Annotated in this window: 21 protein-coding genes and 1 pseudogene; 16 read left to right on the plus strand and 6 right to left on the minus strand. The window is 41.9% G+C overall.

The window, feature by feature from the left end:
- The first annotated feature begins 105 nt into the window (after positions 1-105).
- Positions 106-768, plus strand: a complete 663-nt coding sequence (locus WKK05_RS07840) for a HEAT repeat domain-containing protein (RefSeq protein ID WP_341529186.1) — start codon at positions 106-108, stop codon at positions 766-768.
- Positions 769-953: 185 nt separating this feature from the next.
- Positions 954-1,154: a hypothetical protein gene (locus tag WKK05_RS07845; RefSeq protein ID WP_341529187.1), complete on the plus strand. Its 201-nt coding sequence runs from the start codon at positions 954-956 to the stop codon at positions 1,152-1,154.
- A 99-nt stretch (positions 1,155-1,253) separates the two neighbouring features.
- On the opposite strand, the gene WKK05_RS07850 is transcribed toward WKK05_RS07845, so the two are convergent.
- Positions 1,254-2,129: a pentapeptide repeat-containing protein gene (locus tag WKK05_RS07850; RefSeq protein WP_341529188.1), complete on the minus strand. Its 876-nt coding sequence runs from the start codon at positions 2,127-2,129 to the stop codon at positions 1,254-1,256.
- A gap of 455 nt (positions 2,130-2,584) precedes the next feature.
- On the opposite strand from WKK05_RS07850, the gene WKK05_RS07855 reads away from it, so the two are divergent.
- The 10 genes from WKK05_RS07855 to WKK05_RS07900 all read left to right on the plus strand — a co-directional run bounded on the left by WKK05_RS07855 (position 2,585) and on the right by WKK05_RS07900 (position 10,811).
- A complete protein-coding gene (locus WKK05_RS07855) occupies positions 2,585-3,166 on the plus strand; it encodes a phycobiliprotein lyase (protein WP_341529189.1) in 582 nt (193 codons plus the stop codon).
- Positions 3,167-3,527: 361 nt separating this feature from the next.
- Positions 3,528-4,259: a 15,16-dihydrobiliverdin:ferredoxin oxidoreductase gene (locus WKK05_RS07860; protein WP_341529190.1), complete on the plus strand. Its 732-nt coding sequence runs from the start codon at positions 3,528-3,530 to the stop codon at positions 4,257-4,259.
- A 289-nt stretch (positions 4,260-4,548) separates the two neighbouring features.
- Positions 4,549-5,295, plus strand: coding sequence for a phycoerythrobilin:ferredoxin oxidoreductase (locus WKK05_RS07865; RefSeq protein ID WP_341529191.1), 747 nt, complete (start codon positions 4,549-4,551; stop codon positions 5,293-5,295).
- Positions 5,296-5,830: 535 nt separating this feature from the next.
- Entirely contained in the window at positions 5,831-6,352 is a 522-nt protein-coding gene (locus tag WKK05_RS07870) for a phycocyanin subunit beta (RefSeq protein WP_341529192.1), read from the plus strand.
- 87 nt (positions 6,353-6,439) lie between these two features.
- Positions 6,440-6,931: a phycocyanin subunit alpha gene (cpcA, locus tag WKK05_RS07875; protein WP_341529193.1), complete on the plus strand. Its 492-nt coding sequence runs from the start codon at positions 6,440-6,442 to the stop codon at positions 6,929-6,931.
- A gap of 151 nt (positions 6,932-7,082) precedes the next feature.
- Complete coding sequence (locus WKK05_RS07880; protein ID WP_341529194.1) at positions 7,083-7,895, plus strand: phycobilisome linker polypeptide; 813 nt, start codon at positions 7,083-7,085, stop codon at positions 7,893-7,895.
- A 105-nt stretch (positions 7,896-8,000) separates the two neighbouring features.
- Positions 8,001-8,873 carry a phycobilisome linker polypeptide gene (locus tag WKK05_RS07885; protein WP_341529195.1) on the plus strand — a complete coding sequence of 291 codons (873 nt, stop codon included), beginning with the start codon at positions 8,001-8,003 and terminating at the stop codon, positions 8,871-8,873.
- 103 nt (positions 8,874-8,976) lie between these two features.
- Positions 8,977-9,255, plus strand: coding sequence for a phycobilisome linker polypeptide (locus WKK05_RS07890; RefSeq protein ID WP_341529196.1), 279 nt, complete (start codon positions 8,977-8,979; stop codon positions 9,253-9,255).
- A complete protein-coding gene (locus WKK05_RS07895; protein ID WP_341529197.1) occupies positions 9,230-10,075 on the plus strand; it encodes a HEAT repeat domain-containing protein in 846 nt (281 codons plus the stop codon). Before WKK05_RS07890 ends, WKK05_RS07895 begins: the two co-directional genes overlap by 26 nt.
- 79 nt (positions 10,076-10,154) lie before the next feature.
- A complete protein-coding gene (locus WKK05_RS07900; protein ID WP_341529198.1) occupies positions 10,155-10,811 on the plus strand; it encodes a HEAT repeat domain-containing protein in 657 nt (218 codons plus the stop codon).
- 104 nt (positions 10,812-10,915) lie between these two features.
- Here the strand turns inward: WKK05_RS07900 and WKK05_RS07905 are convergent, their stop codons facing one another.
- Positions 10,916-11,791 carry an Rpn family recombination-promoting nuclease/putative transposase gene (locus WKK05_RS07905; RefSeq protein WP_341529199.1) on the minus strand — a complete coding sequence of 292 codons (876 nt, stop codon included), beginning with the start codon at positions 11,789-11,791 and terminating at the stop codon, positions 10,916-10,918.
- Between the two features lie 154 nt (positions 11,792-11,945).
- A complete protein-coding gene (locus WKK05_RS07910) occupies positions 11,946-12,599 on the minus strand; it encodes a hypothetical protein (RefSeq protein ID WP_341529200.1) in 654 nt (217 codons plus the stop codon).
- 143 nt (positions 12,600-12,742) lie between these two features.
- On the opposite strand from WKK05_RS07910, the gene WKK05_RS07915 reads away from it, so the two are divergent.
- The 3 genes from WKK05_RS07915 (at position 12,743) to WKK05_RS07925 (ending at position 16,275) form a co-directional block, all read left to right on the plus strand.
- Positions 12,743-14,179 carry a proline dehydrogenase family protein gene (locus tag WKK05_RS07915; protein WP_341529201.1) on the plus strand — a complete coding sequence of 479 codons (1,437 nt, stop codon included), beginning with the start codon at positions 12,743-12,745 and terminating at the stop codon, positions 14,177-14,179.
- Between the two features lie 34 nt (positions 14,180-14,213).
- A complete protein-coding gene (gene pruA, locus WKK05_RS07920) occupies positions 14,214-15,722 on the plus strand; it encodes an L-glutamate gamma-semialdehyde dehydrogenase (protein WP_341531047.1) in 1,509 nt (502 codons plus the stop codon).
- Positions 15,723-15,813: 91 nt separating this feature from the next.
- Positions 15,814-16,275, plus strand: a complete 462-nt coding sequence (locus WKK05_RS07925; protein WP_341529202.1) for a GNAT family N-acetyltransferase — start codon at positions 15,814-15,816, stop codon at positions 16,273-16,275.
- A 3-nt stretch (positions 16,276-16,278) separates the two neighbouring features.
- Here WKK05_RS07925 and WKK05_RS07930 read toward each other — a convergent pair.
- Positions 16,279-18,882: pseudogene (locus WKK05_RS07930) on the minus strand (PAS domain S-box protein).
- An 887-nt stretch (positions 18,883-19,769) separates the two neighbouring features.
- Here WKK05_RS07930 and WKK05_RS07935 point away from each other — a divergent pair.
- Positions 19,770-20,696, plus strand: coding sequence for a cobalamin-binding protein (locus tag WKK05_RS07935; RefSeq protein WP_341529203.1), 927 nt, complete (start codon positions 19,770-19,772; stop codon positions 20,694-20,696).
- Positions 20,697-20,885: 189 nt separating this feature from the next.
- On the opposite strand, the gene WKK05_RS07940 is transcribed toward WKK05_RS07935, so the two are convergent.
- Complete coding sequence (locus tag WKK05_RS07940) at positions 20,886-21,185, minus strand: protealysin inhibitor emfourin (RefSeq protein WP_341529204.1); 300 nt, start codon at positions 21,183-21,185, stop codon at positions 20,886-20,888.
- A gap of 289 nt (positions 21,186-21,474) precedes the next feature.
- Complete coding sequence (locus WKK05_RS07945) at positions 21,475-22,554, minus strand: M4 family metallopeptidase (protein ID WP_341529205.1); 1,080 nt, start codon at positions 22,552-22,554, stop codon at positions 21,475-21,477.
- Positions 22,555-23,962: the final 1,408 nt, after the last annotated feature.

Raw genomic sequence — 23,962 nt, forward strand, 5'->3', positions numbered from 1 at the left:
CCCTATGCCCCATACCCTATGCTCCATGCAAATCTTCCTAAATAATGATCGCCATTTGTTGACATCTGTAAAATAAAGTAAAAAATAACTCTACTAAATGGCCGTATGGAAATTGATCAAATTAAAGCTGAACTGATGAACCCAGATTTTCAGTATCGCCTAAAGGCGATCGCTGCTCTCAAGAATTATGAATCAGAAGTTGCAGTACCTCTGTTAAAAAGTAAACTGCATGACTCAGAATTTTTGGTGCGTTCCTTTGTTGCTATGGGTTTGGGGAAGCAACAGTCAGCAGAATCATTTGCTGCTTTGATGCAAATTATGAAATTTGACGACACCCCAAACGTCCGAGCTGAGGCGGCAAATTCTTTATCACTATTTGGTAGAGTAGCAGTTTCTCATTTAGTTCTGGCATTTTATCAAGATGACCACTGGCTAGTCCGGCGTAGCATTCTTGCGGCTTTAGTCGAAATGGATTGCTCTGAACAAGTATTTGATATCTGCGTTGAGGGTTTAAAAGATGAAGATCCAACAGTTGAGGAATCTTCTGTTGATGCACTCGGTACACTAGCTGGTTCTAGCCAACATAGCGCGGCATTATCTCAATTGCTCACGTTGGTGAATGCACAATCTTGGCGGCTGCGCGTGCGAGTTGCCTATGCCCTCAAACGATTTGATGACCTAGAAGCAAAACTAGCCTTAAACCAACTTAGACAGGATGAGGAACATCGAGTTGTGGGAGCAGCCTTAGAAGATTTGTTGCCGCAGTAGTAGGTGGGTTATTGGCGATCGGATGAATAATCTATCTTAAAAGCTGATAAAAACCACTTAAATGATAACTAATACATCCTTCATGTGAAAAATTGCCAAAAAGGTATTAAATTTGGCAAAAATATCTGGTTAGTCTGCCAAAATCTCGAATAAAAGATAAAGTTTTTTAAGATCAGGAGACATTTGTGAATAATATCCCCTCTGGTCAAATGATTTGGCGACTACCAGAATCTTCAGAATGTGCCTTATATTTGCGGCATGATGCTTCAGAACCTTGGCGATCGTATAAAGAGTTTCCACAATATGTTCTACCTGATCCACCTGGTTTTTCTGAAGGATACGCCACATTTTTAGCGCTCCTCAAACAGAACTGGCAGGCTTTGTGAAGCTGAAGGGAGTGGGAGACCAGGAGGACAAGGGAGACAAGGGGGACAAATTCTAATTCCTGACTTCTGCCTTCTGCCTCCTGTCTCCTACCTCCATGCTCAACCACTCAAACTCTCACGGGTTGTTCTGCGGGTGTAGGCGTTCCAAACATCGAGTTCGGAAGACGGACGGCTGTGAAGCATGGCTTTAGTTGCTTCTGTAAGCCCTTGAGCTAAGGTAAAATCCGCACCAGCAATACTAGAAAGATGTTCCATCCCTGCGTCACTAAGATCAGCTGCTCGCAAATCTGCACCCCGCAAATCTGCTCCAGTCAAGCGAGCATTCCGCAAAGAAGCTCCTGTCAAATAGGCTTTACTCAGGTCAGCGCCGCTCAAAGCTGCACCTTGTAAATTGGCTCCTGTCAAATCAGCGCCACTTAGGTAGGCTCCACGCAGATTAGCACCTTGCAGTTCGGCATCTCGTAAAGAAGCTGTATTGAGAAAAGCACCGTTGAGATTAGCGCCTGGCCCCACTGCTCCAGAAGCTTTATAGTTATATTCTTGAGGCCATTTTGTCTGTAGATCATAACGTGCTACTTGCAGTTTGGCTCCTTCCAAATTTGCGCCACTGAGATTTGCTTGCTGGAGGTCGGCGCGGTTTAAATAGGCTCCTTGCAAATTAGCTCCACTTAAATCAGCGCCTCGCAAATTAGCTCCTCGCAAATCCGCCCCACTTAAGTTAGCATCACTCAAAACCGCCTCGCTCAGGTCGGCTCCTAATAGCTTGGCTTTACTTAGGTTAGCTTGGCGTAAATCAGCTCCCCTAAGATTGAATTGGTACAAATCTACCTGAGCTAGAGAAAGTCCTGCTTTGAGGGCTGTTAAGATTTCTCGGCTGGTGGGACTGAGGCGTTCACCAAAGCTGTTGCTGTTCGCGGAGCCTCTCTGCCAGGATAAGGCATCGCTAGTAATAACTTCAATTTCACTATTTGTCATCAGCTGATTAAAATAAAATTTTTGGAGTTATTTTACACTTTAGCTAAATCAGGCATCCATTTTATTGCCCAGACTAAAACAAAATACTCCAAGACCAATCAATACCTTAACGGTACTTGAAAGGGTTGAGAGAAAATAGAACTGGATGAATGCAACTCAACTAGAATATGCTAGGAAAAATCTGAGCCAACAAAATTAGCTCAGGCTTTTCCCAATGTAGTTTTATACAATAATTAACGATACTTCCGCGAGAAAATAATTAATACAAAGGAGTATATTTGTGCATAGCGGAAGAATGCAGATATTGATCGATAAGATTGCGATCGCACTTTCCACCTCGTCTGCTATGGGTTATGCCGCAAAAATTAATGCAATTTCTAAACTAAAGAGCGACAATTAACGACGGAAAAGATTTTGGCAAAGGTATTATTTTAAAAAATGAGATTTTAAACAAGATGCATCTAATACCACCTTTGACAATGATGAGCTTCTTCCGTAAAAGTGAGGGGACATGGTTTACAGAACGCTCTGTGCATCACTTTGACTCATCCGCCGATGAGTCGGGACAGTCGAATTTAACAATTAAAGTCTTTGAAAAAGATGACCCTAGAGTCAAAGAAGTTTGTCAAGTGCAAGGAATAGACCCAGATCAAGCAACAGGGGGTGCTAGCTTTGGCTGGCAGGCTAACCTGGACACGAAGCTGCTAAATACTGATAATGCTGCCATTTTGGTTGACATTCCCGACGACGAAACAGGGCGTTCTGGAAAACTAATCCGCAACCAAGGCTATGTTGAGAGCATTCCGGTTGTAAGCCGATATCAGTTTGCTGATGATGGAGTGTTGACTATTAATACTAACTATGACAATAACCAAGGTCAAGAACGTTGCTGGTTTATTACAGATGATTTTCGTGTCCGAGTCAGCACCGTACGGATGATGAATGGTGTCAACTTGATGACATATTGCTCAGAGCGCCGCTGTGTTTCCCAAGAAGTGCTAGAGCAGATGATTAATCATAATTATGCTAGACGGTAGTCAAAAGTCAAGGGTCAAGAGTGAATGGCACTAAGACTCATGTAAAACCTCGTCAGGGCTCTTTGTTGGGGGTAGGGTTGCAGGTTCGTGTTTAAGACAATTAAATTTTAGTTGCGCGGCGGAGTTTAACATCTTCTTAATTCCCCACACCCCACACCCTACACCCCACACCCTCTCATCCAGTTATATCAAGGGTTTGTGCTTAACTTAGTGCCATTCGGTCAAGAGTCAAAAAGTATTAACTATGGACTTTTGACTCTTGACTCTTGACCATTACAGAATGTTGCTTTGTTTCTAAGAAATGAGACTTGCATGATTCACATCCTTTATTTTCATTCCAAGGATTAACAAATCATGCTCCATGTATAAACCTTTCCTAGAATTTTTGGAAAAAGAGCTACTTCAGCGGTTTGATTTAGAAAGTAGGGCAATTCCCCCTGGTTTAGAATTCAAGGTTAGCGATCGCGGCAGAAATCCAGCTACTATTCGTAGTTGGTGTCACCAATGCCAAGAGTTGCGGAAAGTCCGCTACACCTACATCGATGCCGGAGAGAGCGCCCAAATTTTTAACAGCGTGGTTTATCCCAACCATCACTACGATTTACCACTATTAGGAATTGATTTTTTATCCTTTGGTAAAGTCAAAAACTTAATTGTTCTTGACTTTCAGCCTTTATTTCAGGATGAAGATTATCAGAGAAAATACATATTACCGCTGAAATCTCTGCATGATAAGTACCCGGAACTGGCACAAAACTTAGAAATGAAGTTTTACGATGCTAATCAGTATTTTTCTAAGTATCTACTGTTTGCTAAAACAGATCCCGAAACCGTATCAACACGGGTATTTGCAGCTTTTCAGGATTACTTAAATTTGTATTGGCAAATGCTAGAAACTGCAAAACCGCTCGAAGATCCAGAAGATATCCAGCGGATTGTCAAAGCACAAAAAGACTATGACCAATATAGTGCAGACCGCGATCCAGCATCTGGTCTATTTAGCAGTTACTTTGGTCATGAATGGTCAGAACGCTTCCTCTACGAATTTTTATTTGAAGATGCTGTTCCTTTAGCAGTCCCTGCCAGTAGATGATTCAAGAGGCAGGGGGTAGCACTTCGGCTCCCTTCCCTACGGGACGCTACGCGTAGCTTGCTTCCCCGGAGGGGTACGACTACGCTCAGGGCAAGTCGCTCAGTGACCGAGGGCAGCAGGGGGGACAAGGGAGACAAATATAATTCTTGACTCCTAACTCAGGACAGGCTAAACGCCCCGCTTCCGCTAACAGGACTCAGGGCTCTCAGTGCCAATTTGAAAGTTTATACTTTCCTGGAACACCTAGATAAAATTTGACGCCTCTTAATTACGAATTACAAATTACAAAATGACGCTCTATCAACCGTTTCTTGACTATGCTATTGGCCATATGCGATCGCGCTTGGATTTGCAACCCTACCCTATCCCCACTGGGTTTGAATCTAAGAGCGCTACTGTAGGCAAAGGAAAGAATCAGGAAGAGGTTGTCACCACTAGTTATGCCTTTCAAACTGATAAATTGCGGCAAATTCGCGCAGCTCATGTTCAAGGTGGCAATTCGCTACAAGTACTCAATTTCGTGATTTTCCCTCACCTCAACTACAACTTACCTTTTTTTGGGGCGGATCTGGTGACGTTACCAGGAGGACATCTCATCGCCTTGGATATGCAACCCTTATTTCGAGATGATCTAGCATATCAAGCAAAATATACCGAACCAATTTTGCCAATTTTCCACGCGCATCAACAGCATCTGACTTGGGGAGGCGATTTTCCAGAAGAAGCACGACCCTTCTTTTCTCCCGCTTTCCTTTGGACTCGTCCCCAGGAAACTGCTGTAGTGGAAACTCAGGTGTTCGCGGCCTTTCAGGATTATCTAAAAGCTTATCTGGATTTCGTAGAACAGGCAGAAACTGTGACGGATTCCCAAGATTTAGCAGACATTGAGCAAGCCCAACTGCGATACCTGCGATATCGGTCTGAAAAAGACCCAGCACGAGGAATGTTCAAGCGCTTCTATGGTGCTGAATGGACTGAAGAGTATATCCACGGCTTTTTATTTGATTTAGAAAGAAAATTGACACCTGTGAAGTAGGGACTGGGTACGACAAGCGGTAGTTGAGTGCAGCCGAAGTAGCCGAAACTCAGTGCATCGCTAGGGACTGGAAAAATTATTCTCTAACCTCCAATTTTGAGTCCTTATTTTTGCCTTCTGGCTTTTGTGTACTTATCTTAGACATACTTAGTATATAAATATTTAAGTAGGTACTTAAGTTCTCATAACTCAAGGCAAAACCGTTAAGTTATGTAAAGGAAATGAAAATACATAATAATAATTTGTAATAAAAAATGACGCGGCAGCATTGTATAAAGATTTATTGGAAGGGAAAAACAAGATCCCAAGGTAAATAATCAGCTATTAATCAGGTTTTCCAGTCGTTCTTAGAAATTTGAAATTTTGTAAACAAAAATTTAACAAATAAGCCTGGAAACCTTAAACTTATACCTTGGGTGTCTGATGTTAGTCTTTCTCAAGTAGCTCAGACAGTCTGACATCAAACTTAACTGGAATTTTTAAGTTTGATGCCCAAGTACGTCTGTTAGACAAGCAAATTTAGGAGATTAAATCAATGGTTTTAGATGCATTTGCCAAAGTAGTTTCGCAAGCTGATGCACGTGGCGAATACCTCACTGATGCACAACTGGATGCTTTGAGTGAACTAGTCAAAGATGGTAATAAGCGTACAGATGCTGTTAACCGTATTACCAGCAATGCCTCTGCCTTGGTTGCTGCTGCGGTTCGTGATTTGTTCGCTGAACAACCTCAGTTGATTGCTCCTGGTGGTAATGCTTACACCAGTCGTCGCGCTGCTGCTTGTATCCGTGATTTGGATATCATTCTTCGCTATATCACCTACGCTATCTTTGCTGGCGATTCAAGTGTACTAGATGATCGCGCCCTCAATGGTTTGCGTGAAACCTATCTAGCACTGGGAACCCCAGGAGCGTCGGTTGCTGTTGGTATTCAGAAGCTAAAACAAGCTTCCCTGGCAATTGTCAACGATCCAAACAACATCACCAGAGGCGATTGCAGCGCTTTAGCATCTGAAATAGCTAGCTATTTTGATCGTGCTGCTGCTGCTGTAGCTTAAGCCAAGCATTGTTGCTATTGACTGAAATAATTGTCCATAGGGCAAAACAAAATTTCAACCAAAAGTTTGTGATAGGGAAATACCAAAATGACAAAAACACCTCTAACTGAAGCAATTTCAGCGGCTGATTCTCAAGGTCGCTACCTAAGCAGCACCGAACTTCAAGTTGCCTTTGGTCGTTTTCGCCAAGCGCCTGCAAGCTTGCAAGCAGCAAAAGCGTTAAGCGCCAATGGTCAACGGTTGGCAGAAGGCGCAGCTCAAGCGGTCTACAATAAGTTCCCCTACACCACTCAACAGCAAGGCCCCAACTACGCTGCTGATGCACGTGGTAAAGCTAAGTGTGTACGTGATATCGGCTATTATTTGCGGATTATCACCTACGCTTTAGTTGTAGGTGGCACAGGCCCATTGGATGATTTCTTGATTTCTGGCTTGGCTGAAATCAACCGTACTTTTGAACTGTCTCCTAGCTGGTACATTGAAGCCCTCAAGTACATCAAAGCTAACCACGGTTTAAGCGGTGACCCAGGCGTTGAAGCAAATTCTTACATCGACTACGTAATCAATACTCTGAGCTAGAGTGTTTCTTTAGCCCGGAGAGGAAATAAGCTCTTATGACAAGTAAGTAATAGGAGTTATTTTCCTCTCCGGGCAGTTTTATTTTCAAAAGACTAGAAAAAAAATTTCTAAAAAGTTTTCAGTTTTGCAGTTAAAACTGAGGAGGTTAAAGATGGCAGCTTTGGGACAAGCAGCAAGATTAGGGATTACACCCTATGAAAACTCAGGACTGGCAGAACTACGTCCCGATAGGACAGAAGCGGATGTGGAAGTGATCATCCGGGCGGCTTACCGTCAGGTATTAGGTAATGCATACCTGCTGGAGGGAGACCGTCTTGTCAGTGCTGAATCACTGTTGCATCAGGGTACAATCTCAGTTCGTGGTTTTGTGCTAGCTATTGCTCAGTCGGAACTATATCGGGAGAAGTTTTTCTACTCCAATTCGCAAACTCGGTTTATCGAGTTGAATTATAAGCATTTATTGGGTCGCGCTCCAGAAGATGAGTCAGAGATTTCGTACCATGTTGAGCTTTATAACTCAAGAGGTTACGAAGCTGAAATTGATTCCTACATTGACTCACAAGAATATCAACAAAACTTTGGCGAAAATATTGTGCCTTACTATCGTGGTTTTCAGAGCCAAGTAGGGCAGAAAAATGTTGGATTTAGTCGGTTGTTCCAACTATATCGTGGTTATGCCAATAGCGATCGCGCTCAAGGACAAAAACAAGGACGGCTAACCTGGGAAGTAGCGAAGAATCTCGCTTCACCCATCTACCCCGTTTCTTCAGGAGCCTTGACGGGAGCTGCTTCAGGCGGTCGCGGAGAATCATACCGGATCAGGTTTTTACAATCTGCTTCCCCCAACTTAACTGTAGTGCGGCGGGGTACTGCCGAATTGCTAGTCCCTTACGAGCAACTTTCTAGTAAATTGCAGCAGCTTAATCGTAAGGGCAGTAAGGTAATTAGTATTACTGCCGTATAAATTAGGGAATCGGGTTAGGGAGTAGAAAGTAGGGAGTAGGGAGTAGGGAATTTCACCGCTTCCTGCTGCTCATTTCCCTTACCAATTACAAAAGGAGAATTACCAATGGCTATTACAACAGCAGCGTCCCGTCTGGGGACAGAACCTTTTAGCAATTACGCTCCTGTGGAATTGCGTGCAAATGCAACTAAAGAAGACATACAGAAGGTAATTGCTGCCGTATATCGTCAGTTGTTGGGCAACGACTATATATTAGAGTCTGATCGTTTGATTAGTGCCGAATCTCTGCTGCGCGATGGAAAGCTTTCGGTACAAGAGTTTGTGCGTCAAGTAGCTAAATCGGAACTCTACAAAACGAAGTTTTTCTACGACAATTTTCAAACTCGCGTAATTGAGCTGAATTATAAACATTTATTGGGTCGCGCTCCCTATGATGAGTCTGATGTGGTTTATCACTTAGACTTGTACCAAAACAAGGGGTATGAGGCTGATATTGATTCTTACATTGATTCGCCAGAGTATCAAAGTAGCTTTGGTGACAATATTGTGCCGTACTATCGGGGCTTTCAAACTCAAACAGGACAGAAAACTGTCGGATTTAGCCGGATATTTCAACTTTATCGCGGTTATGCTAGTAGCGATCGCTCCCAACTCAAAGGTAGTTCCTCTCGGCTTGCCAGCGAACTAGGTCGCAATAGTGCTTCCACCGTTGTTCCACCTTCTGGAAGTTCCTCAGCAGGCTTTGCCTACGTTGCTTCCGAAAAAGGCGTCACCCCCAACAGCACTTTCGGTGGTGCAGGAACTTTTGGTAAAGAAGGTAGACTCTACCGCATTGAAGTTGCTGGCGTTTTTGGTGCTGGATATCCGAAAACACGCCGTGTGAATCAGGCAGTGATTATACCTTATGAAGAGCTATCTGGCTACTTCCAAAGAGTACAAAAGCAAGGCGGTAAAATTGCGAGTGTGACTCCACTTTAGTGTTATTGGTCATTAGTCATTGGTCATTAGTTATTTACAAATGACAAATGACAAATGACAAATAACAAAGGACAAATGACCATTTAGAATTTGGAATAGATTTATGCTAGGACAAGTTATCGGTGGTAGAACTAGTAATCGCTACTTTCGGTATGAAGTAGTTGGTATACGCCAAAACGAAGAAACAGATAAAACAAACTATCCCATTCGTTCTAGTGCCACTGTGTTTATTACAGTGCCTGAGAACCGGATGAATCAAGAAATGCAGCGGATTAGTCGGTTGGGTGGCAAAATAGTCAGCATTCAGCCATTAAATTCTGGTGACACAGATAATCAACAAAACGCTCCTTCTTCTGATGAATCCCAATCCGCAGAAAATTGAAGATTCACCACCGACAGAGTTAGCTATCGGTGGTGAATCTTTAACACTGGAACAGGCGATCGCTAATCTTGAAAGTACAGATTTAGGTCTGCGATTTTATGCTGCTTGGTGGTTAGGTAGGTTTCGCATCAGTGAAGCAGATGCGGTTACAAAACTCATCAAAGCGTTAGAAGATGAAGCCGACAGAACACCAGAAGGCGGATATCCCCTGCGGCGGAATGCAGCTAGAGCGTTAGGTAAAATAGGCGATCGCCAAGCAGTATTACCTTTAATTGCGTGTTTAGACTGCTCAGATGTGTATGTGCGAGAAGCAGCAGCTCAATCCTTAGAGATGCTAGGCAATCCGGTTTGTATTCCCGCCTTAATCAAGCTATTAAAAGTAGGCTTGGAGGGCGAGCAGTTAATATCAAAACAGCCTGATTTATCTCAACCCTACGAGGCTATTTTAGAAGCCTTGGGAAGCTTACAGGCTACTGAGTTTATTCCTTTAATCAAGCCGTTCCTTGAGCATCCAATAGAGTTGGTGCAATACGCTGCTGCACGAGCTTTGTATCAGCTAACCCAAGAGCCAGTTTATGGAGAACGATTAGTCCAGGCTTTGGCGGGTGATAAATTGCAATTGCGCCGGGCTGTATTAGCAGATATAGGAGCGATTGGCTATTTACCCGCAGCAGAAGCGATCGCCCAGACTCTGGCTGAGAACAGTCTAAAACTAATTTCCCTGAAAGGATTACTAGAACACCAAGTTAATCTGACAACAGCAAACACTTTGTCAGAAGGTGCTATTAAAGTAATGAATTTAATGGATTCGCTTTTATAGTACTGAGTTATATGTAGGGTGGTAAACGCAATTGTATTTACCACCCTACAATTGACTAATGACCAATGACTATTGACTAATGACTATTAACGCCCAAAAATTGATCCGTGCTGTAGAAGAAGCAGATTCATCGGATCGCTTACTAGATGCAGTCAAGCAGTTAGCAGCATCTGGTTTAGAGGAATCTATTCCCACTCTGATTGCAGCTTTAGGTTATAACAATCCAGGGGCTGCTGTAGCTGCGGTAGATGGACTGATTGCGATCGGGGAACCAGCAGTACAGCCACTGTTAGAACTAATTGATAACTACAACTATGGTGCTAGGGCTTGGGCGGTTCGGGCTTTAGCAGGAATTGGTGATACGCGGGCGCTGGATACCTTGCTAGAGGCAGCAAAAAACGATTTTTCTTTGAGTGTACGCAGGGCTGCTGCTAGGGGATTAGGCACTTTGCGCTGGCATCAACTACCACCTGAAAAGCTGGAATCTGTTAAAACTCAGGTACTAGAAGCACTACTAGTAATTTCTGAAGATCCAGAGTGGGTGGTGCGCTATGCAGTAGTCACGAGTTTGGAAGCATTAGCAATAGTAACTACTTTACCTGATAAAATCTCGCGCATTACAGAGCATTTTCAGCAAATGGTCAGTACAGATGTGGATCTTGGAGTTCGCACACGTGTACGGTTGGCGCAGCGAAAAATACAGCAGCAACAACCTCAAGAAATTATTTATATTTAAAAGATTTTGCCAAACCTGCTTAGAAAACTTCGGTTGCAAATCGACTAAATCCTTCCGGGCTGATTTTGTAATACGTAAAGCAAGCGCCTCTGATTCAGCCATTATCAACTTTCAGAGGATAGCGATGCTTCTAACCAAACTGAAAAATCAGCTAAACTAGCAAAATCTAACAGTGCTTCGCTCAAATCTTCCAGAACAGGTAAAGGTAAACCCAAAATTGGCGATCGCATTTCCACAGACAATTCTCCAAACCGCTTAGTCAACAGCCGAATAACCAAGTTAGCAGCCTCTTGCTGCCGTCCTTCTTCGCGTCCTTCTTCGCGTCCTTCTTCCTTGATTTCTCGGTAAACTCTTGTTTCCTTGAGCGTTATTCCTAGCATCGACTCTACCTCAGTTCGAGTTAGTGTTTCAAACTTGTACACCATGATGGTAGTCAGCATCTCTATTATGGCGCGACTTGCCTCTTCAGACACTTCTTGACTGGTTCTTGTTAGCAAATATCTAGCTTCTTCTGGTGCAAGTTCATCATCTAATGTAGTTAATACCATCAGTGCTACCCATAGAGGTAATTGACGAATGTCTCCCAACTCATCTAAATATATGCGATGTACTTGTTCACCGTTGAGTAATGAGCGATGGGGATTAATATCAATTTGTTCGAGACTGCGAGATGGGTAAATTATGACTGCTTGCCAATCGCTGAATCTCGCACGGTTACGATAGAAATATAACGATGATTCTGCAAATACCCTTTCGTATAGCTGTTCATCTTTCTGAAATTGAACTTCGCAGAAATATACAATCCCCGGGCTGGCATTTTCTGGCGGCAGAAATACACCATCAATTTCAAATTTAGGTTCTTTAACAGCTACCGAATCAAATCGGTAAGCATCCGCATTTGTTGGAGAATTTGTCAATAGTTCAAATAGTAAAGTTGGAGATTGTTGAAATAGTTTGTAAAAAATTGAGTCTCGGCGCATGAAGCATTTTATTTAATTGATCATGGAATACATTTAATCACAGGGTATGCGTCTAGGTACTGTATCAGCCCAACAGGCGATCGCACAATCAAGTTTAAGTACACGTTGTAAGAATTAATTGAATTGATATTAGAAAACGCTAAACAATTCAAAATTAACTAGACAATAAAGACTGAATTTCTCTCTGGATATTGTCACGTGCAGATTGTTCAGCAACCTCGAACATCAAAGCCGTGAAATAAATACGCTCCCTCTGTAAAAATCGTTCTAAAACACGTCGACGACCAACGATATACTCGGCTTCTGGTATCCAGTTATATTCCAGCCGAATAGCATCGGCGTATTCTTGATATTGAACTGGATTAGCAGCCAAAATTGCTAAATCTGCATCGAGTAAGACTTGGCTATCATAGTCATCTACCGCAGCTTCGTGATGTTTGGTGTTAAGAATCAGACGAGTAACAGTGACTATAGTACTATCTGGAATCCCCAAACTACTCAGCAACTGAGAAGCATAGTCTGCGCTTTTTTCTTCATTATCTTGAGCTTGAGTGTCATATACTACATCGTGAAACCAAGCAGCAAGTTGCACAGCAGCCAAATCTTTGCTATAGGCTTGCAAAGTTTCAATTGTGCTGAGAACGTGATGAATGTGTTTGAGTGTATGGTAATAACGGCCAGGAGTAGAGTAGGCTACAACCAATTCAGTAAAGGCTTTCTCTGTCGTTACTTGGTCAACATTAAAAGCCTGGAGTGTGTATCTCCAGGAAGAAAATAAGATATCTGTAAGGTTTTCTGGTGTTCCCATCACTACCTCACCACGAATAATGTGATCTTTGGTAAACTCTTTTGTACTTGCTCATAGTTAAACCCATTCACTAGCTGCTAAGTCAAAATAGAAGACACAGGCTTTGTACAAAAGCTTGGCCTTGAATATGGAGTTTACTATCAGTGGTATTACAAGTACAATCAAGCACCTACGAAGCTAAAACCCAAGAAATTGCTAAACAACTTCTAGCAGTAACTCAAGAAAATCGTTCATTTTTTGCTTCCCTGCGCGATCAAATGCGCTGGGATGATAAATTACTGGCTTGGGCGATGAGCAATCCTGGATTACGGGTGCAACTATTTCGCTTTATAGATACACTACCTGCATTGCAAAGTAAATCAGAAATTGCGGCGCATTTACAAGAATATCTTGGAGAGGAATCTGTAGAATTACCGCCAGCCTTGAAGGGAATGCTAAACTTTGCAAACCCCGACTCGATACCAGGACAAGTTGCTGCAACAACTGTTGGCACAGCGGTGGAAACTCTTGCTCATAAATATATTGCTGGGGAAAATATTAAACAAGTTATCAAAACAGTTGAACGACTACGAAAGGAAAAAATGGCTTTCACCATCGATTTACTTGGTGAGGCGGTAATTACTGAAGCAGAAGCGCAGTCTTATCTAGAACGCTATCTGGAATTGATGCAACAATTGGTGGAAGCATCAAAGAATTGGGCAGCTGTCCCGACTATTGATGAAGCAGATGGCGAAAAGCTGCCAAAAGTCCAGGTTTCTGTTAAGTTAACGGCGTTTTATTCCCAATTTGACCCACTAGATGCTAAAGGTAGTGAAGAAAAAGTTAGCGATCGCATTCGCACCCTTTTACGTCGTGCCAAAGAGTTAGGTGCAGCTGTTCATTTTGACATGGAACAGTATGCCTATAAAGACATAACTCTGAGTATTTTGAAAAAGCTGTTATTAGAAGAAGAGTTTAGGCAACGTACAGATATTGGCATCACAATTCAAGCATATTTGCGCGACAGTGAGCAAGATGCCAAAGACATAATTTCTTGGTTGAAACAGCGTAGTTATCCTTTAACAATTCGTTTAGTTAAAGGCGCATATTGGGATCAGGAAACTATCAAAGCAGCACAGAAACATTGGCCACAACCAGTTTATAACGATAAAGCGGCAACGGATGCTAACTTTGAAGCAATAACTCAGTTGTTGTTAGAAAATCATCAATATGTCTATTCTGCCATTGGTAGCCATAATGTGCGATCGCACGCTCGTGCTATTGCGATCGCTGAAAGCTTAAATGTACCTCGTCGTCGCTTTGAGTTGCAAGTTCTCTATGGTATGGGGGATAAGGTAGCGAAGGCGTTGGTTGATAAAGGTTATCGGGTAAGAGTTTACTGTCCTTATGGTGAGTTATTGCCGGGGATGGCTTATCTGATTCGGCGGTTGTTGGAAAATACGGCGAATAGTTCTTTTTTACGGCAAAATTTGGAAAATAGACCTGTTGAGGAATTATTAGCACCACCAATATTAAAACAGTCCCCCCCTCTCCCCCTCCCCCCCCTCTCCCCCTCTCTTCCTCGGCGCGACGGATACTGATTATGCGGAGGAGGAGGAGAGAAGGAAGGCGGGGCTGGCTTTTCAAGGGGTTCGTCGGCAATTTGGGAAAACTTATCTGCCGTTGATTAATGGAGAGTATGTTAATACACCAGAGTTTGTTGATTCTCTTAATCCTTCTAATTTCAGTGAGGTAATTGGGAAAGTTGGGTTGATTAGTGTTGAACAGGCAGAACAGGCGATGCAGGCGGCTAAGGCGGCATTTCCTGGTTGGCGGAAAACACCAGCTAGCGAACGGGCTGGAATTTTGCGGAAGGCTGGTGATTTGATGGAAGAACGCCGGGCTGAACTTTCAGCTTGGATAGTTTTGGAAGTTGGAAAACCAGTTAAGGAAGCTGATGCAGAGGTTTCGGAAGCAATAGATTTCTGCCGCTACTATGCTGATGAGATAGAGCGGCTGGATAAAGGTGTTAATTACGACATTCCTGGAGAGACGAATCGTTATATCTACCAACCACGGGGAATTGCTGTGGTGATTTCTCCCTGGAATTTTCCGCTGGCGATCGCTTGTGGAATGACAGTTGCAGCTTTGGTTTCTGGCAATTGTACTCTCCTGAAACCTGCGGAAACTTCTTCTGTAATTGCCGCCAAACTCACTGAAGTCTTAATAGATGCTGGGATTCCTAAAGGTGTATTTCAATACGTTCCTGGTAAGGGTTCTCAAGCCGGTGCTTATTTGGTAAATCATCCTGATACTCATGTAATTGCTTTTACAGGTTCTCAAGAAGTGGGCTGTAAAATTTACGCTGAAGCAGCAACGTTAAAGCCTGGACAGAAGCACATGAAACGTGTGATTGCAGAAATGGGCGGTAAGAATACAATTATCGTCGATGAAAGTGCTGATTTAGACCAAGCAGTCATTGGTGTCGTACAATCGGCATTTGGTTACAGTGGGCAGAAATGCTCTGCCTGTTCGCGGGTGATTGTGCTGCAACCGATTTATGATACTTTTATGCGGCGATTGGTGGAAGCGACCAAATCTTTGAATATTGGGGAAGCAGAGTTACCAAGTACGCAAGTAGGGCCAGTAATTGATGCCAATGCCCGCGATCGCATTCGCGAGTATATTGAGAAAGGTAAAGCAGAAGCACAAGTGGCACTGGAGTTATCTGCACCAAATCAAGGATATTTTGTTGGGCCTGTGATTTTTAGCGAAGTCCCCCCAGATGCGGTAATTTCTCAGCAAGAAATTTTTGGCCCTGTGGTGGCGGTGATTCGAGTGCAAGATTTTGCAGAAGCGTTAACAGTTGCTAACGGCACTAACTATGCTTTGACTGGAGGACTTTACTCTAGAACACCTTCTCACATCGAGCAAGCGCAAACAGAGATTGAAGTCGGCAACTTTTACATTAACCGTACCATTACGGGTGCTATAGTTGCTCGGCAACCTTTTGGCGGATTCAAACTTTCTGGTGTTGGTTCTAAAGCAGGAGGGCCTGATTACCTCTTACAATTCTTGGAACCGCGCACAATCACAGAAAATATTCAACGCCAAGGCTTTGCACCAATTGAAGGTGCAGATTAAATAATTTTTCTTAGTGTCTTTGTGGTAGAAATTATTTTTAACCACGAAGACACTAAGGAGAATTTTATAATTCAACTACTAATATCGCTAGATGAGTAATTTAGTTATAAGAGTCGCAGATTTACCTCAAGATTTTCCGGCAATTCAAGCAATTAGAAAATCAGTTTTCCAACAAGAACAAGGAGTAGATCCTGCTTTAGAATTTGATGGCAAAGATGAAATTTCTGAGCATTTGATTGCTTATTTAAATCAACAAGCTGTAGGTACTGCTAGGATTAGATATTTAGATGGTAAAACTGCCAAGCTAGAAAGGCTTGCCGTTTTGCATACAGCTAGAGGTCAAGGTATTGGTAAAAAAATTATGGAAAAGGCTCTAGAGGTAATAGCTAGCAAAAATATTCTAGAAGTCGTGATTCATGCCCAAGAGTATATAAAAAATTTATACCAAAAATTGAATTTCGTAGAAGAAGGAGAAGTTTTTGAAGAAGCTGGTATTCTTCATGTGATCATGAGGAGAAAATTAGATTCATCCGATTTAATAAAAAAGACATAATATTTAGCTTAAATATCGCATCAGTATTGACTCTAGTTGAACTATGCGAATTGGTTTAATTAGATAGTCATTAGCACCAGCTAGTAGCATAAAATCTTTATCAAATGGGTTACTAGAGCTAATTATTACCACAGGTAAATGTTGTAAAGAAGCTTCTTATTTGAGAATATTGAGTAAATTACAGCCGCTAATATCCTCTACTAACTCGATATCCAAGAAAATTAAATCAGGCTGTAGGTTCTGCACATTGTTCAAAAAATTATTACTATTATCTATCCATTCGGTTTGATAGCCAATTGTTTGGAGATAATCTTGCAATAATATGGCGGTGTTTTCCTCGTTTTCGATAAGTAAAATGCGTTGAGTCGTGGGAGTGGAAAAGGAGGGGAGAAAGCAGTGCAGCAATTCACTTTCACTCTCTACCTGATGCTCTGAATTGGGTATGAATAGGGTAAACTGACTGCCTTGTCCTAAAGTCGATGTTACAGTCACATCTCCACCGTGCAAACGTGCTAGCTTACGCGTTAAGGCTAAACCTAAACCAGTTCCTTCATATTGACGATTTAAGTGGCTGTCAAGCTGTTGAAAAGGTTCAAATAAAAATTGAAACTGACTTGAGTCGATGCCAATTCCCGTATCTGACACTGTAAAAGCAATACCTTGCACTACTTTTTTCACTTGCAGCGATACCTGACCGGCTGGGGTAAATTTAATGGCATTAGTGAGCAGATTTAGCAACATTTGCTTAATACGTCGCTCATCAGCAATGCAAATATCTACTTTTGGATCAATTTCACAGGTGAGTTGTAATCCCTTTTCTAAAGCGCGATCGCGTACTGCCGATATAGCATAATTAGATAACTCTGACACTGACAAAGGTAACAGTAATAGTTCTTCTTTGCCTGCTTCTATTTTAGATAAGTCCAGGATATCGTTAATCAGTTCCAGCAGGTGTTCACCACTACTATATATGCAATTTATATATTCTTTTTGTTTTTCATTCAGAGAGCCAACCATTGCTTCTTGTAGCAACTGTGACAAACCCATAATTGCATTCAGAGGCGTTCGTAGTTCGTGGCTCATAGTTGCTAAAAATTCACTTTTTGCTCGACTTCCGGCTTCTGCTGCCTCTTGAGACGCACGCAGTCTCAATTCTGTTTGCTTGCGCTCAGTAATGTCCTCAATCATTGCCAGAAACAACTCCGGTTCACCATTTTTGTCGGGAATGATAGAAACAGAAATATGAGTCCAAACTAAACTACCATCTCGATGCAGGCAGCGTCGTTCCATCTCAATGCGATGTCTTGCGGCAACCCGCTCTGTATCTGTGCGAATTCCGGATATCAGTTGTTTGTAAAGCTCTAAATCTCCCCGTTGTGTTGCAATGTAATTTATAAAGCGCTTGCCCCGTAGCTCTTCTTGGCAGTATCCCAAGATATTACACAGCGCTGGATTGGTATCTACTATCTGTGCTTTCATATCTATAAGTCCAATGCCAATAGAGGAACGCTCAAAAATCGCTCGAAATTGAGCCTCACTCTGTTGCAATGCTTCTTGTGCAGCGTTGCGCTCGCTTGCTTCTATTGCCAGTGTCACAAAATCTGCAATCGAGCCAGCAAAATTCTCTTCCTCTAAAGTCCATTGGCGAACTTTGCCAATATGTTCATAACACACTACACCTACTAAACAGCCCTCCAGCCAAATCGGAGCCTCTAATAGAGATGTGATGCCCAACACAGAAAGATAAGACTGAGATAATTCTTTAGTTCTTATATCAGTTTGGGCATTCTCGGCGGCAATGCTATGTTCCTCTTCTAAAGCTTGGAAATAAGCAGGATAATTTGCCCGCAAACGCGACGAACCAGACGTATGCTCCTTAGTACTTCTATCATACACATCGATACATTCAATTTTGGAGTGGTCTTCGTTGTATAGCCACACGCCAACTCGATCCAATGAAAGCGTTTTAGTCGCAGTTTCCGTTATTTCTCTTAATGCCGCATTGAGATTGCCTTGCTGAAATGTTTTGCTTCTTGCCAGTTCCACAAGCGTCTGGCTTTGTTTTCGCCATCTATTTTCTCTGCTATGTAAAGCATCTTGAGCTTGCTTGCGCTCTGTAATATCTTTAACAGCTAATACCTGTATGGCTTGCTCTCTGACAGAAGTAATTTTGCTTTGCATCTCTACGGGAAAAGTAGAACCATCTTTTCTAACTACAATGACTTCGTAGGGTTTTTCATACCCAGAAAGTATATTCCTTCTTAAGAAATTCTGTGATTCTGGAGTAACGAGTTCCAAACTGTTTTTGCCAATCAGTTCTGCAACTTCATAGCCAGTCATTTTTGCTAGATTATAATTAGCGTCTAAAATAGTACCTTCTTTGTGCAGAAATATACCAGGGAGATTTGCATCCAATAAGCGATGTGGCTTAATTTGATTGTCATGCAAGTTAGATAAATGTGTTAGCTCATCACTTCTATGCGGCTGAGCGAGAGTGTTTTCTTTTTCTTGGTGTTGATGGCGCTGTCGCTTAATTGCACAAAGCAACCTCCATCTCAATATATTAGGTGTTGTATCGCTGATAACTAAATAATCTTGTACACCCATGCTTATGGCTTGTAAGCCGCGAGCTTCATCCTCGATATCACTCAGTACAACAATTGCAATATTGGCAGCAAGCGATCGCACACAAGAGATAATTTCTAAATCCTGAGCATTTTGGAATGATAAGCTCAAGATAACTACATCGATAGATGTGCTTTGTAAAGCAGACATTCCCTCCGGTAATTCCTCAGCCTGAATCAGCTGAAACTCGAACTGGGATTTAGAGTCGTTCTGCCCTAATTCAGAAAGCATCGAATGCACTAAACCAAAATTGCTGCTGAATTTGGGAGCAGTTGGGTTTGTCGCTCCAATTTCTCTATAGTTGCCAAACAATAGCAGAATCTTGATTAATTCATATGTCATCCTTGTCACCAATAGAGCAGCTTCACAAATAGGCTCAGGAAAAAAGCTGCTTCATATCCGCTTGATGGAAAAGTAATATATTCTCTTATAAACGTAAATTAGGATGATTTGGTTGAGTACAAAAACTAATTATCAACAATATCTCTACAACCCACGATGAATACAATATCAATTGTATGTAACTTCTTTAACAAGTTTCTTTAGTTATATTTACTACAAAAATCCAACTATTGTTGACTGCTAAGCCTGATTTTTGTGATAATACCAATTCAATTAATGATTGCAACACATCCCTGGATGAAGACGCGATTCATCGCGTCTCTACAGATGGTCTATTTGTCACATTCTTTTTTCAAATTGGTATAATTATATCTACTTACTTACGCTCACTCAGTTAATTCGCAGTAAAGTTAATTTGCTGCTCAGTACTGGCTAGCAAAAACCTAGCACTCTCCTGAAGAAAGATACAGAATGACTTGAACTTTGCCAAAATTGAGGCAATATTTAGCTGTTGTGGAGCTGGAGCAATGACCGATAGTAGTGTGAGAATCGTCTCGCTGATTCCTGGTGGAACAGAAATTTTAGCGACACTGGGGTTAGTGAATGCTATTGTAGGGCGATCGCACGAATGTGACTACCCTCCAGAAATCAAAAATCGACCTATTTGTACCCAAGCACGGTTAAACAGCAATGCTTCCAGCAGCGAAATTCACAATGATGTGAATAATTTGTTGCAATCTGCACTGAGTATTTACGAGATCAAAACAGATGTTTTAGAGCAATTGCAACCTACCCATATTCTCACGCAAGACCAGTGTGATGTCTGTGCCGTCAGTTTACACGAAGTTGAAAAAGCTGTTGCCACACTCATCGACAGCAAACCCGAAATTATTTCCCTACAACCTAATATTCTTAAAGATGTTTGGGCTGATATTGAACGCGTGGGGAACGCCTTCGGGGTAGACACCGTAAAAGTACTAGAAAATTTAGAAGCTCGCGTTAAAATTTGTCAACAAAAGATTCAGGGGCTTGCTTTAAATGAACTGCCCACCGTTGCCTGTATCGAGTGGACTGATCCTTTAATGACTGCTGCGAATTGGATTCCCGAATTAGTCAACTTGGCAGGAGGACAATCACTGTTTAGCGTTACAGGTAAACCTTCTCCTATCTTGCCTTGGGAAACACTCATAACAAGCAATCCAGACATAATTATTTTTATGCCTTGCGGTTTTGATTTAAATCGTACTCAGCAAGAAGCCGAGTTGTTAACCAAACTTCCAGAGTGGGAAAAATTGCAAGCCAGCAAAAAAGGTAGAGTTTACATCACTGATGGCAATTCTTACTTCAACCGTCCAGGGCCAAGACTTGTAGATTCCTTAGAAATTTTGGCAGAAATTTTGCATCCAGAAATTTTTCAATACGGCTACAAAGGAACCGCTTGGGAAGTTTTGTAAGGGCGTTGAGAGTGCTGTTAGCGGAAGCGGAACGTTGAGCAGCGTGCTGAGTTAGGAGTTAGGAGTCAGTAATAAGATGGGGAATAGGAAGCAAAGGAGATAAGGGGAATATGCTAATTTCTCTTGCAGCCTTTTTCCCTTCCGCTCCTTTACTCCTCTGCTCCTCTTCCCCTTATCTTTCTCATCTCCCTACTTTTTCTGTGCAATGTTATTTAGCCATTCAATCAACGGTCTTAAGGTTCCTGGTAATGCTGCCTCACTGACTGTCACAGTATGCTGTTTACCGTTATCTTCTACCGTCAACTTATACTGAAAGCGATCGCTCTGGGGGTTAGGTGAGGTAATTTGTTCAGGTAGTCTAAATAAATCAGCAACTTCTACTAATTGAGGCAGTTCTTTAGCTTCTTTAAATGGAAGATTGGCTGTATCAACAGTTGTTTTCTTGCTTATCCCTGCAAAGCCGCCTGTGCGTTCAAACGAGATCCGCATTTTTTGCTCTCCGTCGTGCTTTCAAGGGGGACAATTGCCAGTTTAACAGTGCTGAGCGTGATAGTGGGAGAGTGGGGGACAAGGGTAATAAATACTTAGAGCGGTAAAACTTGCTAGAGGTAGGTTGAAGCATAGTAAACTCGTTTGATATTTTCTAAGACGCATACGTAATTAAGCCTTTAGTTTCACCTTTCCAGTTAGTTTTGCCGTTCTAGATAAATACTAAGTAATGACTCTTGACCCTTGACCCTTGACCCTTGACTCTTGACTTTTGACCCTTGACCCCTATCTACAAAACTCCTACCTTTTGCCAAGCGTTCTGTACTGCTTTCTGCTCAAGACTGCCATTGCCGTAGAGTTCGCTAGCGACTTGGATAGTTGTATTAGCGGCTTTTTTAAAATCTGCTTTAGCACGCAAGCGATCGCGTAGACTTATGTACCAGATTTTACCAGCTTTCTCCCAAGCATAGCCGCCAATCTCAATTGCTGTTAAATAAAAGGCATAGTTGGGAATTCCTGAGTTAATATGCACACCAGCATTATCCTCAACCCCCGTATACTGCTCTTTTGTATGGGCTGGCTGCGGATCTTTACCCAGCACAGAGTCATCATATGCTGTTCCTGGTTCTTTCAAAGAGCGAATGCCGATACCTTTGACAGTCGGAGCTAAAAGACCCTCTCCAATGAGCCAGTCTGCCTCTTGAACAGTCTGGTTTCTTGCCTTTTGTTTTACCAAGGAGCCAAAAACATCAGAAAAAGACTCATTGAGCGCCCCTGCTTCGCCATAATATTGTAACCCCGCTTCAAACTGAGTCACACCGTGAGCAAGCTCATGTCCAATCACATCAATGCATTTAGTAAAACGCTGGAATATTTGTTCGTCTCCATCACCGTAAACCATTTGGTCGCCATTCCAAAAGGCGTTGTCATACTTGACTCCATAATGCACAGTAGAGTCTAAACGCAGTCCTTTATCATCAATAGAATTGCGATCAAATAACTCATAAAACAAGTCATAAGTAGCACCAGCAGCATCGTAAGCCTCATTCACTGCTTCATCACTGCTGGGAGGATCGCCTTCTCCTCGTACGAGTGTACCAGGGAGTTGCTGACCATTTTTAGCATCGTAGATAGTACGACGCTTCACACCAGGAGACGGTGCAAATGAGACGTTACCTACAACGTCTCGTCTACCCCGAAGTTGTGCCGACACATTTAATGTGTGAAAAGCCCAAGTACGCTGGTCTTGAGTACCGTTTACAGCGACATTCTCCAGCATATGCGGCGGGACGATACAACAAATCGGGCATCTAGAGTACAGTGGATGCTCACACTTCAATGCACCTGATTTCTTTTTGTTTCGAGCCATCCAAGATATTGTCCTTTTGAAACTAAGTTATGGTGTACGTGGCTTTAACTCCACTTTTGCAAGCAGTAGAAAAACAAATACAAACGGTGTCTCCTTGGTTTGTCGTCTAAAGTAAATTACTTACTCAGTATTTTCAAATAGGTCTCTTGAGAATGAACAGTACCTCGCAGGGTACTTTGCAAAATAATTGTATAACTATATACGATAGCTTATATGTAATAAGTTTCAGCCAAAAATCTCTGCAACACCAGCAAGACCTCATTTCAGACAACTAATGGGTTTATATAATAGTTCTTGTTTAAGAGAAACGTGTAAATTATTACGTATTCTTACGAAAAATTAGAAACATAAATTCTAAATTAGGCTTATCCTAATCTGACGAATGAAATAAAGGGTACAGGGAAAGAAGTAATTCTTTACCGAAAAAGAATTTATAAGTCAGGTGGTCACCAAGCCTGTCCTGAGCCTAGCCGTACCCCTCCGGGGAAGCAAGCTACGCGTAGCGTCCCGCTCTTAAGGGTGCAGCCGAGCTGAGCCAGAATAACAGGAAAGGTATTTTGTGCGACTGGTAAAGCAGTCCGGTAGACGGGTTAAGAGCCATAAAAGAACTGCCTATCTTCGTAGCTGTAGCTAAGTTAGGAGCGTCACTCGCAGGATGGATGAATCGTGGAGAACAAAAAAAAGATATCCACACTTGCAACCCCTGAATCAAGTATGGAGTATTCTGACTCCTGGATTCTTTCATTTCCAACACCTTTAGACCCGTAATTTCACACTTCATTTACTAAACGCACATATCACAATTAGTAATGTTAACCAATACTTCTTTAGATACAAACATTGTATAAAAGTATATAGCCATAGACACATTTTAGAAAAGAAATATTTTTAACTAGTACACTCCAGATGGTGGATTGACTTGAATTAATTTGCATATGTTATGATTTGTATTGTTCTAATGTTATGATTTGTATTGTGCTTCTAAGTTAACAACCAGTAGATTATTTGCTGGTTTAAGCTTGAACAGCTTAAATTTAGACCGAAAAAGCCAAATCAGCTAGGTTAAATTTTTTTTTACACACAACCGCTCCTTAATAGAGTTGAAGTTTTATTACTAACAACTCAGAATATATCTAAATTCTGAGTTTTTATGAGTTACTGACGTATGTATTTGAGTACTGAGCAGTAATTTTACTAAGTAGTAACTGAACTTTACTCTCATTCTGAATAGAGTGTAGTGAGTTCTGTTCGTTTTTAGCCATTTTATAGTCGAGACTAATGCTAAAAATAGCGATTTGAGGGGTAATTATGACTGTAATCTCAAATGAAAGCCTGGAAATAGACAATATGAATAGTTTCTTAAGATAGGAGTTTTCCAAAATCTAATGAGTGGAGTTAATTTAAATTC

It is taken from the genome of Nostoc sp. UHCC 0302 (assembly GCF_038096175.1).
In the GTDB taxonomy this organism is placed as follows: domain Bacteria; phylum Cyanobacteriota; class Cyanobacteriia; order Cyanobacteriales; family Nostocaceae; genus UHCC-0302.